The organism is Parabacteroides sp. AF14-59 (genome assembly GCF_003479515.1).
In the GTDB taxonomy this organism is placed as follows: domain Bacteria; phylum Bacteroidota; class Bacteroidia; order Bacteroidales; family Tannerellaceae; genus Parabacteroides; species Parabacteroides faecis.
This window is the reverse complement of sequence record NZ_QUHH01000001.1, coordinates 299562-318111: the sequence shown is the minus strand read 5'-3', so window position 1 is coordinate 318111 and position 18550 is coordinate 299562. Positions and strand designations below refer to the sequence as shown.

Sequence of the window (18550 nt, the reverse complement as noted above, 5' to 3'; positions counted from 1 at the left end):
TACAATATCATGGTTATGAATAAAACGCTTATGGCTGCCAGTCTGGCAGTAGTTTTGGGAGCCTGTAACTCCTCAAAGAAAAGCGATGTAGCAGATGCTGCACCCAATCCTTTTTTCTCGGAATATACAACTCCGTTCGGTGTTCCTCCTTTCGATAAAATAGAAGTAGCACATTATAAACCGGCTTTCGAGAAGGGAATGGCGGAGCATAAGAAAGAGATCGATGTCCTGGTGAATAATTCGGAAGAGCCGACCTTTGAGAATACGATCGTTGCCCTCGACCAGGCAGGCGAGTTACTGAATAAAGTTATGTATGCTTTCAGTGGGCAGTCGAGTGTGAACACAACCGACGAGATACAGGAACTCGAGCAAGAATTGTATCCTATTCTCTCTGCCCATTCTGATGATATCAGTTTGAACCCGGCCCTTTTTGCCCGTGTGAAAGCTGTTTACGACAATCAGGCTTCGCTTAACCTGGATAAGGAACAAAAGAAGCTACTGGAAGAAACCTATAAAGGTTTTGTTCGCAGCGGTGCCAACCTCGATGCCGACAAGCAGGCTAAACTGCGTGAACTGAACGAGCAGATCTCAGTACTGGAACTGACCTTCGGACAGAACACCCTGAAAGAAACAAATGCTTTCAAGTTGGTTATCGATAATAAAGAAGATCTCTCAGGCCTGCCTGAAACCCTGATCGCCGCTGCTGCCGAGACAGCCGCTGCCGACTCGATGGAAGGCAAGTGGGTTTTCACGCTTCACAACCCGAGTGTAATGCCTTTCCTCCAATATGCAGATAACCGGGCATTGCGCGAAAAGATGTTTAATGCCTATGTTTGCCGGGGAAATAACAATAATGCCAACGACAACAAAGAAGTAATAAAGAAACTGGTTACCGCCCGTCTCGAAAAGGCCAAACTGTTGGGTTACGAAGACTTTGCCGCTTACGTCCTGGAAGAGAACATGGCAAAGAATGAAAAGAATGTATACCAACTGTTGGATCAGCTTTGGAAACCGGCGTTGGCAAAGGCAAATGAAGAATTGGCCGACATCAATGCCGAGATAAAGAAAGAAGGTGTCAACTTCAAGGCTGAAGCCTGGGACTGGCGTTATTATGCCGATAAAGCCCGTCGGGCAAAGTTCGACCTGGACGAGAACGAAGTGCGTCCGTATCTGGAGCTGAACCATGTACGTGAAGGTGCCTTTTATGTGGCAAACAAACTGTATGGTATCACCTTTACAGAAATAACAGACATTCCGAAACCTGATTCCGATGCCTATGCATTCGAATGTAAGGACAAAGACGGTTCACCGCTGGGAGTTCTGTATATGGACTTCTATACCCGTCCCGGCAAGAGTGGCGGAGCATGGTGTGGCGGTTATCGTTCCCAGGCTTATAAAGACGGTAAGAAGGTCACTCCGGTAGTAACGACTGTTTTCAACTTCAGTAAACCGGCAGCCGGGCAACCTGCCTTGTTGAGTGCCGATGAAGCTGAAACCGTTTTCCATGAATTCGGTCATGCACTGCACGCATTGTTTGGCGATGTTCATTATTACGGTGTTGGCGATGTCCCTCGCGATTTCGTAGAACTGCCTTCGCAGGTCAATGAGCATTGGGCATTTGAACCCGAAGTATTGAAAGTATATGCCAAACATTATAAGACAGGCGAAGTTATTCCCCAGGAGCTGGTAGATAAGATCGTGAAGAGTGGTAAGTACGGACAAGGTTTTGCCACAGTAGAATATCTGGCTTCTTCTTTGTTGGATATGGATTACCATGTAATGAAAGAAATTCCGGCCGACCTGGATATTGAGAAATATGAAGGGAAAGCGATGTATGGTCGCGGTTTGCCGACTCAGATAGCACCTCGTTACTGGGGAACTTATTTCGGCCATACGATGGAGGGCGGATATACTGCCGGTTATTACAGTTACATCTGGGCGGAAGTATTGGATGCCGATGCTTTTGAAGCTTATAAGGAAACTGGTGATATCTTTAATCAGGAAGTTGCTGCTAAATTCCGTCAGTATGTCCTTACTCCGGGTGGTATCGATGACGCTATGGATATGTATACCAATTTCCGGGGAAAGGAGCCGAGCATCGAGCCGTTGCTGAAAAACAGAGGACTGAAATAGTTGACAAGACAGTTGACAGTTGACAAGTGACAGTTGACAGTTTCGGTTAGGTTGACTGGCTGAATTTATTATTGACAGTTGGCAAATGATAGAAGACAATATATAAGCGCAAAGCTTATCTGTCAACTGTCACCTGTCAACTGTCATCTGTCTTGTCAACTGTCAACTTTTTTCTATCTTTGTGCAAATTAGTAACTTAAACAAAACATAATGAAGAAAACAATTATGGCTGCCGGATTAGCCGCTGTCTTGACAGCCTGTGGTTCGTCAGGAAATAAAACAGAAACCATGACAGAAAACCCTCTTTTAACTGAGTTCAAAACTCCGTTCGGTGTTCCTCCTTTCGATAAGATCGAACTGGATGATTATATGCCTGCTTTTAAAGAAGGTATCGCTCAACAGCAAAAGGAAGTAGAAGAGATTGTAAAACAGAAAGCTGCTCCCGATTTTGAAAATACGATTGTCGCGCTCGACCAGAGTGGTGATCTGCTGCGTAAGGTAAGTGCAATTTTCTACGGACTTAACAGTGCGAATACAAATGATGAGATGCAGGCATTGAGCCGTGAATTATCTCCGTTACTTTCAAAGAACAGTGATGATATTCGTATGAATCCGGATTTGTTTGCCCGTGTAAAAACGGTGTATGAGAATCAGGAATCGATGAATCTCAATAAAGAACAGAAGAAATTACTGGAAGAAACCTATAAAAGTTTTGTCCGTGGCGGAGCAAACCTGGATGCAGAACAACAGGCCCGTTTGCGTGAACTGAATAGCGAAATATCCATGCTTCAGTTGACTTTCGGACAAAATATGCTGAAAGAAACGAATGCTTTCCAATTAATTGTAGATAATAAGGACGACCTTGCCGGATTACCGGAGAGTCTGATCATGAATGCTGAAGTAGCTGCCCGTTCGGCTGGTCTGGAAGGTAAATGGCTTTTCACGTTGCATAATCCGAGTGTGATGCCTTTCCTGCAATATGCCGACAACCGTGCGTTGCGTGAAAAGATTTTCAAAGGTTATATCAACCGAGGAAACAATGGTAATGATGCCGACAACAAAGACGTTGTACTTAAATTGATCACTCTCCGTCTGGAAAAAGCCAAACTGATGGGTTATGACAACTACGCTTCTTTTGTGTTGGAAGACCGTATGGCAAAAACGCCGGAACAGGTATATGCTCTTTTGGATGAGATCTGGAAACCTGCACTGGCTAAAGCTAAAGACGAACTGGCTGATATCAATACTGAGATCAAGAAAGAAGGCGGCAATTTTGAAGCGGAAGGTTGGGACTGGCGTTATTATTTCGAGAAAGCTAAAAAGGCTAAGTTCGATCTGGACGAGAATCAGGTCCGTCCTTATCTGAAGCTTGAAAATGTGCGTGACGGTGCTTTCCTTTTGGCTAACAAGTTATATGGTATAACATTTACTCCGATCAAAGATATACCGTTACCTCATTCGGATGCTCAGGCTTTCGAATGTAAGGATAAAGACGGTACGCATCTGGGGGTTCTGTATATGGATTTCTTCCCTCGTGCCAGCAAACGTGGCGGAGCCTGGTGTGGAACATATCGTTCGCAAACTTACAAAGATGGTAAACGTCTCGGTCCGGTTGTTACGATTGTATGTAATTTTTCCCAACCGGCTCCCGGACAACCTGCTTTGCTGAGTGCAGACGAGGCGGAAACATTATTCCATGAGTTCGGTCATGGCCTGCATAACCTGTTTAAGGACGTGCATTATTATGGCGTATCGGGCGTTCCCCGCGATTTCGTGGAACTGCCATCACAGGTTATGGAACATTGGGTGTTTGAACCGGAGTTGCTGAAAGAATATGCAAGACATTACGAAACAAATGAAGTGATTCCTGCCGGACTGATCGAGAAACTGGATAAGAGCGGTAAATATGGACAGGGTTTTGCAACAACCGAATATCTGGCTGCTTCTTTGCTGGATATGGATTTCCATGTATTGAAAGAAGTACATGAAGGTGCCGATGTGATGAAGTTTGAAGAGGCTGTCCTGGGTGACCGTGGCTTGTTGAAACAGATTCCTTCCCGTTATCGTACGACTTATTTCAATCATACGATGGGTGGCGGATATACGGCCGGTTATTATAGTTATATCTGGGCGGAAGTATTGGATGCCGATGCTTATCAGGCTTATAAGGAAAGCGGTGATCTTTTCAATCAAGACGTAGCTCAGAAATTCCGCCAGTATGTTCTTACTCCGGGCGGTATCGATGATGCAATGGATATGTATAAAAACTTCCGTGGCAAGGAACCGAATACGGAACCGCTGCTGAAGAATAGAGGTTTAAAGTAGAGTTACTTTTCTCTTGATAGAAAAGTAACCAAAAGATCAAGGCTGCACCGGCTTCGCTGCTACGGTGAAAGACTACGCTCAAAAATCCGAAACTCGCTACGCTCAAACAACGGATTTTTTTAACCACTTCGTCTTTCCCCTTCGCGGACGCTCACCCGCTGAGGCCTTTCCAAGGAAGCTCTGCTTCCTCTTAGGATCGCCGATACCGACACCTATATATTATAACAGGTGCTTTCTGTTTTAACAAGCAGTATCGGCAATCACAAGAGAACGCTTTGCGTTCTATGAAAGGCCTCAGCTGACGAACGTTAAGCGCAGCAGCCGGAGAGAGCGCCCGGAGCATCCGCTGTTTGAGCGTAGCGAGTTTCGGAGGCGACAGCGAACGCAGGATGCGGAGTAGCGAGGCAGGTGCAGCCTTGATCTTTTGATTACTTTTGGATCAAGCCAAAAGTAATTAATAAATTTCGATAAAATAGGAAGCCTCAAACACTTCTCCCGGCTCCAAATGTTGCATCCAGTCTTTATCCTTATATTCTCCCGTATAATTGACCCGGTCACAGCGTCCGTACCACGGTTCGATGCAAACAAAAGGCGCATTTTTAGCAGGAGGCGACCAAAGGCCGACAACCGGTGCCGTGAAATATACGGAGAGTGAGGTGCTTCCGTCCTGTTTCAATAAGTCGACCCGGTTGATCTGGTTGTTTTCAATGACTAACGCATCTTTGTCGAAAGTGTGTGTATCCAGCGGTAACAATCCTTCTTTGTCAAGTACAAGCGGATATTCTTTCTCTCCGATGCATCCTTTCTCCTCGACCAGTTTGTATGTCAATCCCTGTGTTTTATCAAAGGCAAAGAAACCTCTTTTCTGATCTTCTTTGTCGTAGTCCGGAAAATAGAAAGCCGGATGTGCCCCGATCTGGAAATGAAGTTCTTCGTTTCCGGTATTTTTTACGTACCATAAAACTTCGATCTGGTTACCGGCCAGTTTATAACCGATCTCCAGGCAGAACGGGAAAGGATATATCTGCAATGTCTCTTCGTTTTCTTGTAGCCGGAAACGCAACTCCGTATCAGTTTCCTTTATTAGTTCAAACTCCCGGTCCCGTGCAAAACCGTGTTGTGATAGTTTGTATGTCTTTCCGTTATGGCGGTATTCGTTATTCCACACACTGCCCACGATAGGGAATAATACGGGCGAGTGGCGTTTCCAGAAAGCCGGATCTGCCTGCCATAAAAATTCTTTACCGGTCGCGTTGGCAACGATGCTGCTGAGTTCGGCTCCATGTGGTGACACCTGAATAGTCAACAGGTTATTCGATAATGTTTTCTTCATCTGATCTGTTTGTTTAAGTCATTTTCAATTTCAACAAAGTTAGTGAACTTATTTTTTGATTCTCCAGCTCTTTTATAATAAATCAAAACAGAAAGCGTTAAAAGATCATTGAATAGTTGAAAATATGAAGCTACACGAAAAAAGATTCTCAGCAATAACTAGTATTGCATTCCTACTTTGTTTCTGCCTTTCTTTTTCATTGGAAGCAAGTGGACGCTATGCGGACAATTCTGTATTAAGCAAAGGACACTGGGTGAAAATACAGATCGAAAAAGACGGAATATATAAACTGACTTATTCCGAATTGAAGAATATGGGTTTCGAAGATCCTTCAAAAGTCGCAGTCTATGGTTATGGCGGTTGGCCGTTGGAGGAAGATTTTACCAAACCCTATGTGGATGATCTGCCTGCTGTTCCAGTATTGAGAAAGGATAATTATATACTTTTTTATGGAAGAGGAACGACGAAATGGGAATATAAAGAAGTGAGCTATAGAAAAGACAGTAAAAGAAATAAATTTGTACATACCAATAATCCCTATTCCCTTTACGGATATTATTTTCTTACCACTTCTTCAGAGGTAAAAGAAATGGATATTGTCCCATCTGAAACGAAAGATGCTACTATAGAATTTGACTATTTTGATGATTATCTTTTACATGAGAAAGATTTGGTTTCGGTTAATAAGTCTGGGCGTGAACTTTTTGGTGAATCGCTGTATTCCACTGTTTCTATTCCTTTTGAAAAGGTAGAAGGTATATTGGATACAGATGCTTTTGTTGACTGTCGTTTAATAGCTAAAACAAACGATGCAAAAAATTTTGTTCTTTCAATTAATGGGGAAGAGGTTGTGAAGAGCTATATCAATGGTGTATCGCCTAATTTGAAACTTTATGAATATATAAAAGCCCGGTCGGCAGAAGCCTATGGAATTTGGAAAGGTAGAAAAGAAAATAGTTTTTCCGTCAAAGTTGATTATTCAGAGAAAGGGAATAATACGGCTTATCTGGATTATATCTATATACAGTTGCAGAGGTCTTTGCAAGTCTATGGTCAACCGACGTTCTTCCGAACTCTCTCATCGATAGGAAATAAATCATGTTTTACAATAAAGAATGCTGATGCGAATACGATTGTACTTGATGTGACTGATGCTTTAAATCCTCGGATAATTGAAGGAGTGTTGAATGAAAGCAATTTCTCATTTGTTATTCCTAAAGAGGATCGGTTGAGAGAGTTTGTGGTTTTCAGGCTGGACAACTCTGTTCCTGTTATCAGTGCGAATAATAGCCAAAAGGTAGCAGAGCAAAATTTACATGCTTTACGACAGGCAGATATGGTGATCATTTCTCCATCTGCCTTTAAGAGTGAAGCGGAAAGATTGAAACAAGCACACGAAGAGCATGATCAACTGGAGAATATCCTGGTTGTTACCCCAGAAGAAATCTATAATGAGTTTTCCAGCGGAACGCCGGATGCCACCGCTTACAGACGTCTGATGAAAATGTTTTATGACCGAAGCAAAAATGAACAGTCGAACGCTCCTAAATATTTATTACTTTTTGGAGACGGAGCCTATGATAACCGGTTTGTTTCCAGTGAATGGAAACTTTTTCCTTCAGGTATGAAAAATAATATGTTGTTGACTTATCAGACAAATGAATCATTAGATGATACTTCGTATGTGGTTGATGATTATTTTGGACTACTGGATGATAATGAAGGCGTGAATATTAGTAATGACATAATAGATATCGGAATAGGACGCTTTCCGGTCCGGACAATCACTGAAGCCCGGAATGCTGTGAATAAAGTGATCTCTTATATGAATGCTCCCGTTGGCGACTGGAAGAATAAGGTTTGCTTTATAGGTGATGATGGAAGTAACGCTGATCAATATGCTACTTACCATCAAAAGTATGCGGATGAATTGGCTGATACATTAGAAGAGAATCATGCTGAATATGTTTCAACCAAGATACTTTTTGATGCTTTTAAAAAGGACCGGTCAGGTAAAAGTTCCTATCCGGATATTCCCCCGCTTATCCAGAAGACATTAAAAGAAGGATGCTTCATGTTGAATTATACCGGACATGGTAGTGCTAAATCATTAAGCGAGGAGGCTGTGATCACTCAAAACGATATTATTCAATCCACTTATAAGCATTTACCGATATGGATCACTGCATCCTGCGATTTCTGTCCGTTTGATCAGGTAGCTACTTCAGCCGGAGAAGATGTTTTCCTGAATAAAGTAAGCGGAGGAATTGCTTTGTTTACGACTACTCGTGTAGCTTTTTCTCCAGATAATAAGAATATCAATGAAAATTTGGTTAAGGAACTGTTTGGATCGGATAATGAGAGAAAGGCGCTAGGAGATATTTTTTTAAGTTCTAAGCAGAAACCATCACTTCGCAAGCTCGGTTTCAGTCTGATCGGTGACCCGGCATTGAAGTTATCTTACCCTAAATATCGGCTCAGGTTAAGTACGATCAATGGAAAAGACGTGGCTGATAGTTCTTTTGAGTTTAAGTCACAGGATAAAGTAGAGTTGGAAGGAATTGTCTGCACTGCCTCTGATGATTTACTGTCGGATTTTAATGGAGTTTTGAACGTCCGGGTGTTTGACGCACTTGATGAAAAAGAAACTATGGGTAATAATAAAATTTCATTTAAGTATGGTGAAAAAGATGGGAAACCTCTATATCGGGATTCTGTTCCTAAAATCAGATATAAAGATTATATCAATACGATTTTTTTAGGCAGTGACTCTGTACGGAACGGAAGGTTCAAGATATCTTTTTTTGTACCTAAAGACATCTCTTACAAAGTTGGTAAAAACGGAAAAATAACTATGTATGCCTATGAAAGTGAAAGTAAAAGGGATGCAAGCGGCTCATTTAAGAAATTCTCTGTTTTTGGGACTTCGGATAATCCGAAAGATGATAATATGCCTCCGGAAATACGGTCACTCTTTTTGAACGATACTACTTTTATTGATGGTGGTGATGTGAATTCTACTCCTTATTTCTATGCAAAAGTGTGGGATGAAAGTGGAATCAATATAACAGAGAGTAGTATAGGGCATGGTATTACATTGTCTATAGATAATAATCCGAATAGTAGTTATATTCTCAATAGCTATTATGAAAATATAATAGGTAGTGATGGGGAAGGTATGGTGAAATTCGGTATTCCGGTTTTAACTCCGGGTTTACATCATGCAGAATTCAAAATTTGGGATATCATGAATAATTCGGCTACTTATACATTTAGTTTTAATGTTGTTGAAGGTCTAAAACCTTTCATCACCAATGTGATCGCAACTCCTACACCTGCGAGGGGAAATGTCGAATTTCATATTACGCACAACCGTCCGGAATCCCGGATGAAAGTAGGTATCATGGTATACGACATGACAGGTCGTCTGCATTGGAAGCATGAAGAGACAGGTTCTTCCGAACTGTTCAAAGACTATACGATAGACTGGGATTTGAGAAATAATTCGGGAACTCATGTGCGTCCGGGTGTTTATATTTATCGCGCAGCGGTAAGTACTGATAATTCTAAAGAAGCAACGGAAGCAAAGAAGATGATTATTTTGTGGTGATCTTTTATTACCAGTAGATTGAAAAAGTAACTGTCATACTATCATTCTATGTTTTGAATGCATTGAAATTCATGCTATTCACTCTGTGATAGTATATATGATAGTATGAAATTGTACTGTCATACTATCATAAAAATACCTGTTTGTTTTCATGAAGTATACTTCTTATTTTCAATAACATACTTACTAAATATTATTGAGACCCGGGTCTCGACACCTTCAAGACCCGGGTCTTAGCATCGTTCAGATGGGGGTGTAAATGACATTCAGATGGGAGACTTGGAGAAGATTTCTGCTTGTTTTCTGCTAAATAAGACATAGTATTGCTGAAAAAAAGAGTATGTTCTGTGCAAAATAGCCTGTTTTGTAATGCTTTTGGATACCTTATTTTTCGATGAAAAGGGCCAAAATGATAGTTGAATGACAGTTTATGATAGTTGCATGATAGTTGTTTTGGGCAACTATCATGTTTGTGTTGTATGAAATTCAATCAGTATGCCGAAAATATGATAGTATGATAGTTGATTTGTGCAAAACTATGTTCGACACTAAAAAAAGACTGTGTCCGATATGCAATTTTTATATACATTTGTAAGAAATAAAATGCACCATGGAAAGTATATATACACCAAATGAAAACAGATACGCGGAGATGACGTATCGTCGTTGTGGACGCAGCGGTATCTTATTGCCAGCTATTTCTCTGGGGTTATGGCATAACTTCGGCAGTGTGGATGTTTTCAATAACTTTATCAAGATTGCCCATACGGCTTTCGATAACGGGATTACCCATTTTGACCTGGCGAATAATTACGGGCCAGTCTACGGTTCTGCAGAAGAAAATTTCGGCAGGATTCTGAAGAAAGGACTGGGAGCTTATCGGGATGAGCTGCTTATTTCGACAAAAGCCGGTTACGATATGTGGCCCGGTCCGTATGGGAATTGGGGTAGCCGGAAGTATTTGATAGCCAGTCTCGATCAGAGTTTGAAACGGATGGGACTCGATTATGTGGATATCTTCTATTCCCACCGTCCTGATCCGGAAACACCGATAGAGGAAACAATGGGGGCTTTGGCGGATATTGTCCGCCAGGGGAAAGCATTGTATGTGGGCATTTCAAACTATAATGCCGAACAGACGGAAAAGGCACTGGCCGTATTAAGAGAATATCGTGTTCCTTGCCTGATCCATCAGGCACGTTATTCCATGTTCGACCGTTGGACGGAACCTGATTTGTTACCTTTATTGAAGAAAGAAGGCGTAGGCATGATTGCTTTTTCTCCTTTGGCACAGGGGATGCTGACCAATAAATATCTGCATGGAATACCGGAAAACTCAAGGGCTGCCAGGTCGACAGGACATTTGCAGCGTGAGCAGGTGACAGAGGAAAAAATAAACAAGATATGCCGCTTGAACGAGTTGGCTATGGAACGTGGGCAGACGTTGGCAGAAATGGCGTTGGCATGGTTGCTGAAAGACGATCGTGTGACTAGCGTCCTTGTCGGAGCCAGTTCGGTAGAACAGTTACTGGATAATTTGAAGGCGTTGAATAATATTAGTTTTACATCAGAGGAACTGGAAAGGATTGAATCGATATGACACCATTCTTATACCAAGTAGCCTCTTTGTTTTATCAGCAATACGGAGCGGAGGTCAGTAAGCTGGCTTTTGTTTTCCCTAACCGGCGAACAGGCCTGTTTTTTCAAAAATATCTTTCGGAGGTGGCGGACAAGCCGCTTTTCTCTCCGACGATCCTGACCATCAACGACCTGTTTGTGCAGTTGAGCGGCAAACAGGCGGCAGATAAGATCAATATGCTGTTCATGCTGTACGATATCTATATCCGGCATAGCGGCTCGACGGAAACCTTTGACGAGTTCCTCTATTGGGGGGAAATGCTGTTGAACGACTTTGATGATGTCGATAAATATATGGCAGATGCCCGCATGTTGTTTACGAATGTGACGGACCTGCGGGAGATAGAGAACGATTTCAGTTTCCTGGATGAAGATCAGATAGCGGCAATCCGTACATTCTGGTCGTCTTTCTATCCGAAGGGAGATTCTCCGAACCAGGAAGAATTTCTGGCTGTCTGGAAAATCCTGTATACGTTGTACACCGATCTGCGTGAAGCATTGGCGGCGGAGGGAAGAGGCTATGAAGGTATGATCTTCCGTGAAGTCGTTGAACAGATGGAGCAGGATGACTGTTGCGACCTGCCTTATCTGAAGGTAGTCTTTGTCGGTCTGAATGCCTTGTCTGTCGCGGAGGAACGTTTCCTGATGCAGTTGCAGAAACGGGGAATCGCTGATTTCTATTGGGATTATGCTTCGGATAAAGTGACGGACCGGGATAATAAAGCATCCTATTTTGTCGAACGGAATCTTAAAAACTTCCCGTCGCAGTATCCGCTTCCTCCGGAAGAAAAAACGGAAACACAGATTGAGGTGATCGGTATTCCTTCCGGTATCGGTCAGGCAAAACAGGTGTACACATTGCTGAACGAACTTTGCAAGGAGGATGAAATGTCGCCCGAGGAAGCGTTGCGTACAGCCGTTATCCTGCCTGACGAACATTTGCTTATTCCGGTACTGAATGCCATTCCCGAACAGATACGCCGTATCAATGTGACGATGGGGTATCCGTTGGCAGGTACGCCAGTCGCTTCTTTGATGGAGTATATCCTGGCATTGCAGAAAAATGTACGTTATGTAGACCGTCAGCCGGTTTTCTATTTCCGTGATGTGCTGCCTATCCTGAACCATCGGTATATCAGTTCGACCGGTCCGGAAGCGGTCAATGCCCTGGTGAAAGATATTGCGGAAAACAACAAGATCTATATTTCTGCCGCCGATCTGGGAAAGACGCCTCTTTTGTCCGTCCTCTTCCTGCCGGTAACAGATGTCAATACCTTTTCCGATTACCTGATCAATGTCCTGCAGGAACTGAATAAGGTGATGCACGCTTTATCCTCCGGTGAAGAGGAAGAAGATGCCACCCAGCGCACCAACGACCTGGAGCAGGAATTTATCTTCCATTACTTCACGACCGTCAACCGTATGAAAGAGATCATGCAGGATGCCGGGATCGAGATGAAGATCGACACCTATTTCCGCCTGCTCAAACGGGTGACCGATACGATAACTATCCCTTTCCGGGGCGAACCGTTGTCCGGTTTGCAGATCATGGGAGTTCTTGAAACCCGTGCACTGGATTTCAACCGGCTGATCATCCTTTCCATGAATGAGGGGATATTCCCACTCAGGAAAGCGGCTAACTCGTTTATCCCTTATAACTTGCGAAGAGGTTTCGGCCTGCCCACTTATGAGCATCAGGACAGTGTATGGGCTTACCATTTTTATCGTCTGATTTATCGGGCGAGCCATGTCAGCCTGCTCTACGATACCCGCAGTAATGGTTTGCAGACAGGCGAAGTCAGCCGTTTTGTCTATCAGCTGCACTACCATTATGAAGAGCCGTTGCAGAACAAACTGGTCGTCTATAATGTCTCGTCCGCGAAAACCCCGGCTTTGCAGGTCCTGAAAACGGACGAAGTGATGCAACGGTTGAAGGCTTTCCATAAAGGAGGGCACAGGGCCATTTCTGCCAGTGCGGTCAATACCTATCTGGATTGTCCGCTGAAGTTCTATTTTTCGGTGGTCGAGGGTATACAGGAGGAAGAGGAGGTCAGTGAAACGATCGAGAGCAATGTGTTCGGAAGTATCCTGCACAAAGTGATGGAAGAGTTGTACATGCCTCTTTGCGGAAAGATGGTAACAGCCGATTTACTGAAGGCGATTAAGAAAGATACACCTGTCCTGACCGGTGCTATTGCACGGGCATTTGCGGAGATCTTTTTCATGTCGGATGTCGTACGTCCTTTGACGGGACAGAACTTCCTGATCGGTGAGATGATCCGGAAATATGTGGAAAAGATACTGGAGCGCGACAGTAAACTGACACCTTTCCGTTATATCGAATCGGAGCGGAAGATTAACCGCCTGTTTACCCTGGGCGATGGTCGGACGGAAATCCAGTTGAAAGGTTTTATCGACCGGATCGATGAGGTGCGTGATACGGTTCGCATCATCGATTATAAGAGTGGGAGCGGGACTTCGGTATTTACTTCTATAGAGAGTCTGTTCGATAAAGAAGATAAAGACCGTGCTAAAGCCGTGATGCAGGTTTTCATGTACTCATGGATGCTGGGTGACGTGCCTGCAGGAAAGACCCTTCAGCCGGGAATTTATTATATGCGTACGCTCTTTTCCGATTCGTTCGATGCAGCCGTGAGCCGGCGCGTGGAGCGGATGAAAACAGAGCCGGTAACGGATTTCTCTGTCTATTCGGCCGACTTTGAAGCGGAACTGCGCCGTTGTCTGGATGAGATATTCGGACAGGAAACTCCGTTCGTGCAGACGACGACGGAAAAAGCCTGTGCCTGGTGTCCTTTCAAGGATATATGCGGAAAATAGACGGAGAAGAATCAAACGGATCAGAACAGGAAACCGAGCGAGAAGCTCATCATATTGGTCCGCTTGTCTATCGAGATATTTCTTTCTATCGGGGTTAACGAGGATTTGTCCTTAAAATCGGACTCAACCTTGTTAAGCCCGAATTCGTAGGTGAATTCGAAAAACAGACGCCAGATACTCACGCCCAGCCCTGTGGCGATGCCCAGTCCGAACGGTGTACTGTCATTGATGTATTCGTTGGTGACTTCAGAGAAATGGGTCGTATAACGTGACTTGTAGTTGTATTTCACTTTGGGGCCTACCATCAGGCTGAGGGCATAAGGACCTTCCTTTACAAGATAATAACCGATCATGACCGGCATTTCCAGTGAAGTCGTTTTTAGTTGGAGCCGGTCTGTTTCCGAAATGCTTCCGGCTGCCTGGTCTGATTCGGTAGCTTGCGGCAATGAAAAAAGAACATCTCCTTGCTTGCGCGACCATGTCAAGTCCGGTTGGATAAAGAAGCGGTCGATATTGATCCTGCAAAAGAAAGAGGCCTGATAACCGACTTTATATTGCAGACGGATATTTTCGGCTTCGACACCGTCTATTGTCAATGAGTTAATGATCGGGAATGTAGAATTGACTCCCACCTTTGCACCAAAGTTGAAAGCTTTATCCTCAATATGGATGAACTTCTGTGCATGGACTGAAATGCAAAGGAGAAACAACGGCAATAGAAGGAGAGTCTTTTTCATACGCTTATTTTTTCTTTTTTACGGACCAACCGAATTTACCTACAAACTCTCCTAATCCATAATATTTACCGTGCGAATAAGCCAGCAGGTCTGCCCGTTGCATATCGAATGCACCCGTTTGCGGATCCAGATATTTATCATCCGCCTGGACATTGAGAACATCGGCGATGAACATATCGTGGCTACCCAGTGCAACCACTTCTTTTACCCGGCATTCGATGCAAAGCGGTGCTTCTTCGATGGTGGGGCAATTCACCAATGTAGCTTTACCCGGCGTCAGTCCCATTTCTTCAAACTTATGATGATCTTTTCCTGAATTAACGCCGCACCAGTCGGTGGCATAAGCCAACTCGCGTGTGGTCAGGTTGATCACAAATTCCATATTCTTTTTTAGGATCGGATACGAATGGCGTTCCGGACGTACGGATATATAACACATGGGTGGATTGGTACAAATCGTACCGACCCACGCCACAGTTATAATATTATATTCTGAAGGTTCGCTGCCACAACTAACCATTACGGCCGGTAAAGGATAGATCATGGTACCGGGCTTCCAGTCTTGCTTCATAATTTTTGAGTTGACAGTTGACAGATGACAGTTGACAGTTGACAGGTAAGACTTTGTCTCCGATAATCAATCGGCTGAAAGCCGAAATACCTGTCAACTGTCACTTGTCAACTATCAACTATTATTTAATAATAATGTCTTCTTTATTTATCTTGCGTTCGCAATAATGACATTTGATCGTGCCTTTCTCTTTGTCGATCACTTCGAAACGGCTTGGCATCGGTTCATTATTGGTGATACATTTCGGATTGTTACATTTAACCAGTCCGACCAGTTCGTCCGGCAAAGTAACCGTCTTTTTCTCTACAACCTCATAGTCGCGGATAATGTTCAGAATCACTTTCGGAGCGATCAGTGCGATACGGTTGATCTCATCTTCTTCGAAGAACTTATCGGATATTTTGATCACGCCTTTACAACCCATCTTCTTGCTTTGGAAATTGTTGCCGATCGTGATCGTGTTGTCCATATTTTCAAGTCCCAACAATTTGGCGACTTTAAATAACTGGCTGGGAGGAATATGGTCGATAGCAGTTCCGTTCTCCAGGGCGGCAACCTGCAATTCTCTTTTCTTTTCTACTGACATAACTTTGTTTATTTAGAAGTTGACAGTTGACAAGTGACAGTTGACAGGTATTTATTATCTGTCAATTGTCAACTGTCACTTGTCAACTGAAATATTTAGAACTTCACAAATAATAGCCTGACGGGCAAATAATCCGTTGCGTGCCTGCTGGATATAGTAGGCTTTCGGATTGTCATCCACATCGTAAGCGATCTCGTTTACGCGGGGCAGCGGGTGGAGGATACGGAGATTTTCGCGGCTTCCTTCCAACATTTTGTTACGCAGGATATACACATTCTTCACCCGTTCGTATTCTTCCAGGTCGGTAAAGCGTTCGCGCTGTACGCGGGTCATGTAAAGGATATCGGATTGGTTGATCACCTCTTCGTCGAAAGTGGTATGCTCGTAATATTTGATGCCGTGTTCGTCACAGAAATTCTTGTATTCGTCCGGCATGCGAAGTTCGTCCGGAGCCACGAAATGAAAAGTAGGATTGAAGTGCGACATGCCGACGATCAGCGAATGTACCGTACGCCCATATTTCAGGTCGCCCACCATTGTGATATTCAGGTTGGTCAGTTTTCCTTGTGTCTTTTGGATCGAATACAGGTCGAGCATGGTTTGCGAGGGATGCTGGTTTGCTCCGTCTCCTGCGTTGATGATTGGAATATCGGTTACTTCCGAAGCATAGCGTGCTGCACCTTCCAGATGGTGTCTCATAATGATCAGGTCGACATAATTGCTGACCATCAGGATCGTATCTTTCAGTGTTTCCCCTTTGGAAGAACTGGTCGTAGAGGCATCCTGAAATCCGATCACTCGTCCGCCCAGGCGGTTGACAGCTGTTTCGAAGCTTAATCGCGTGCGTGTAGAGGGTTCAAAAAACAGGGTGGCAGCAACTTTGCCTTCCAGCACCTTTCGGTTCGGGTTTTCCTCAAACTTCCTGGCGTTATCCAGAATACGAAGAATGTCCTCTTTGGAACATTGATCGATAGAAACTAAACTTTTACTTTTCATTTTGTGTATAATCTGTCTTTCTTGCAAAAGTATAAAAAAAGCGGAGACCGAATAGTCTCCGCTTTATATTTATTTCAGATAATCTGCCAGCTTCGTCGGGAGATAGAATGTATTGTTCTTATCTACATAGACAACGACTGAATTCAGCCGGACTTCTTCCTGTCCTTTCTTACCGATTGTAACGATATTGCTGAACGGTGTGATGTTGATCTGTTTCTTCTTATTCTTCACGACTAATGAAGGAGAACCTTTCTCATCTTTAGCGGGGATAATCTCACATTGGTAGTCTTCGAATACTTCTGTGTGAGGGGCGAAATTCTCTGCCGTAAGTTCATCCAGCTTGTCGCGGTCCATGCCGAACAAAGCACACAGGTAGGCGTTCAGTTCGATATTGGTATGCATACCGATCGGCAGGCTGGCCTTGTCGGGATGGTAGGCTGCTAGGAAAACATCTTCGCCGGTATGACCGCCGGTGGTAAATCCGAAACAGGTTTTTGAGGTAAGCAGTTTCGACATGAAAGAGGTCAGCGAACCGCTATACAGTGAACCTTTGCCTTCAGTTTTGCGTTCGGCTTCTGGAATCGGACTGTTTTTATAGTCTTTACAATGGTTCAAAGCATCCAGTTCTTCCGGGCTTAGTTCGAAACCTGCATATTCACGGAAGATGTTCTGTACTTCCGAATTCGGTTCGCTGTTTACTTTCTTAGCGAATCCTTCTGCCGTCAGTTTATACAGAGAGAACTGGTGGAATAACTGGTCTTTCGTTAGTTTGTCGTATCCTTTGCACTCGGCACGACCGATACTGATACCGCTGTTTCCGTGGTCAGGAACCATGATAACGGCTGTTTCACCGTTCTGGCGGGCAAATTCGAGTGCGGCACCGCAGGCACGGTCGTAAGCCAACATGTCTGTAGCCATGCCGACAGGGTCGTTTGCGTGAGCGGCCCAGTCTACTTTACTGCCTTCTACCATCAGGAAGAAACCTTCCGGGTTTTTGGATAGTTTCTGGATAGCGATGCGGGTCATCTCTTCCAGGTCCGGTTGTTGAGCCGGGTCACGGTCGATGTCGTAAGCCATTTCACGGTCAGCGAACAAAGCCCACATATTGTTGCCGTTATAGTTGCGCATACCGTTGATGTCGTTTTTGAATACGCCGTATCCGTTACCTTTCAGGTAGGCTTCACTTTCTTCAGGAAGGAGGGAAACACCGCCACCGATCACTACATTCAGATCGTTATGAGCCATCTGTGGAGCGATCCATTCATATTTGCCACGGTTGTAGCTATGGGCGGAACAGTCTGCCGGTGTAGCGTGAGGAAATTCGCAGGTGAAAACAAGGCCGGTCGATTTGCCCTGTGTTATTTTAGCGGCTTCCAACACAGTCGTAAGTGGCTGGAAAGCACGTTCGGGATCGGTCGGATAGATATCGTTGTCACCGTCATTTTCCGGATAAGTAGAGACATAGCCGGTACGGCTCGGATAGCCTGTCATGTAGCAGGAAGTAGTCGGGGCAGAGTCGCCGATCGGAGCATTTGATGAGTGTGTACGTACGGTACCGCACAGGTACGGGTCCAGATTCAGGTTGGGTTTGTCCGGGTTGGTATACCATTGCAACCAGCGTGCCATAGAAACGGTAGCCAGTGAAGTTCCGTCCGGTATCAGAAGAATAACGTTCTTGACCGGTTTTACATTTTCTACATCTGCAGCTTTTGCCGGCATAATGATGAATGCCAGTAGAAGCAGAAAAGTAATCGTCTTTTTCATGTGCTTTTATTGTTTATTA

At 44.0% G+C, this 18550-nt stretch carries 11 protein-coding genes; 5 read left to right on the top strand and 6 right to left on the bottom strand.

Translation table 11 applies throughout. The features are described 5' to 3' along the window. Nucleotides 1-15: 15 nt before the first annotated feature. Together DWW23_RS01375 and DWW23_RS01370 are read left to right on the top strand one after the other, a co-directional pair. The gene (locus DWW23_RS01375; RefSeq protein ID WP_122351665.1) at nucleotides 16-2133 is read left to right on the top strand and encodes a M3 family metallopeptidase; all 2118 of its coding nucleotides are present in this window, start codon (nucleotides 16-18) and stop codon (nucleotides 2131-2133) included. 210 nt (nucleotides 2134-2343) lie between these two features. Further along, complete coding sequence (locus tag DWW23_RS01370; RefSeq protein ID WP_122351496.1) at nucleotides 2344-4458, top strand: M3 family metallopeptidase; 2115 nt, start codon at nucleotides 2344-2346, stop codon at nucleotides 4456-4458. Between the two features lie 454 nt (nucleotides 4459-4912). On the opposite strand, the gene DWW23_RS01365 is transcribed toward DWW23_RS01370, so the two are convergent. Continuing rightward, complete coding sequence (locus DWW23_RS01365) at nucleotides 4913-5791, bottom strand: aldose 1-epimerase family protein (RefSeq protein ID WP_122351495.1); 879 nt, start codon at nucleotides 5789-5791, stop codon at nucleotides 4913-4915. A gap of 124 nt (nucleotides 5792-5915) precedes the next feature. On the opposite strand from DWW23_RS01365, the gene porU reads away from it, so the two are divergent. The 3 genes from porU to DWW23_RS01350 all read left to right on the top strand — a co-directional run bounded on the left by porU (nucleotide 5916) and on the right by DWW23_RS01350 (nucleotide 13877). Continuing rightward, nucleotides 5916-9401: a type IX secretion system sortase PorU gene (porU, locus tag DWW23_RS01360; protein WP_122351494.1), complete on the top strand. Its 3486-nt coding sequence runs from the start codon at nucleotides 5916-5918 to the stop codon at nucleotides 9399-9401. A gap of 610 nt (nucleotides 9402-10011) precedes the next feature. Next, on the top strand, nucleotides 10012-11001 hold the full coding sequence (gene mgrA / locus DWW23_RS01355) for an L-glyceraldehyde 3-phosphate reductase (protein ID WP_122351493.1): 990 nt from the start codon (nucleotides 10012-10014) through the stop codon (nucleotides 10999-11001). Continuing rightward, nucleotides 10998-13877: a PD-(D/E)XK nuclease family protein gene (locus DWW23_RS01350; protein WP_122351492.1), complete on the top strand. Its 2880-nt coding sequence runs from the start codon at nucleotides 10998-11000 to the stop codon at nucleotides 13875-13877. The genes mgrA and DWW23_RS01350 overlap by 4 nt, the downstream gene beginning before the upstream one ends. Before the next feature lie 20 nt (nucleotides 13878-13897). Here the strand turns inward: DWW23_RS01350 and DWW23_RS01345 are convergent, their stop codons facing one another. The 5 genes from DWW23_RS01345 to DWW23_RS01325 all read right to left on the bottom strand — a co-directional run bounded on the left by DWW23_RS01345 (nucleotide 13898) and on the right by DWW23_RS01325 (nucleotide 18531). Further along, nucleotides 13898-14614 carry a porin family protein gene (locus tag DWW23_RS01345; RefSeq protein ID WP_122351491.1) on the bottom strand — a complete coding sequence of 239 codons (717 nt, stop codon included), beginning with the start codon at nucleotides 14612-14614 and terminating at the stop codon, nucleotides 13898-13900. A gap of 4 nt (nucleotides 14615-14618) precedes the next feature. Further along, on the bottom strand, nucleotides 14619-15185 hold the full coding sequence (locus tag DWW23_RS01340; RefSeq protein ID WP_122351490.1) for a flavin reductase family protein: 567 nt from the start codon (nucleotides 15183-15185) through the stop codon (nucleotides 14619-14621). A 121-nt stretch (nucleotides 15186-15306) separates the two neighbouring features. Continuing rightward, on the bottom strand, nucleotides 15307-15771 hold the full coding sequence (pyrI, locus tag DWW23_RS01335; protein ID WP_122351489.1) for an aspartate carbamoyltransferase regulatory subunit: 465 nt from the start codon (nucleotides 15769-15771) through the stop codon (nucleotides 15307-15309). A gap of 75 nt (nucleotides 15772-15846) precedes the next feature. After that, entirely contained in the window at nucleotides 15847-16767 is a 921-nt protein-coding gene (gene pyrB, locus DWW23_RS01330) for an aspartate carbamoyltransferase (RefSeq protein WP_122351488.1), read from the bottom strand. Between the two features lie 69 nt (nucleotides 16768-16836). Further along, nucleotides 16837-18531, bottom strand: a complete 1695-nt coding sequence (locus DWW23_RS01325) for an alkaline phosphatase (protein ID WP_122351487.1) — start codon at nucleotides 18529-18531, stop codon at nucleotides 16837-16839. Between the last annotated feature and the right edge of the window lie 19 nt (nucleotides 18532-18550).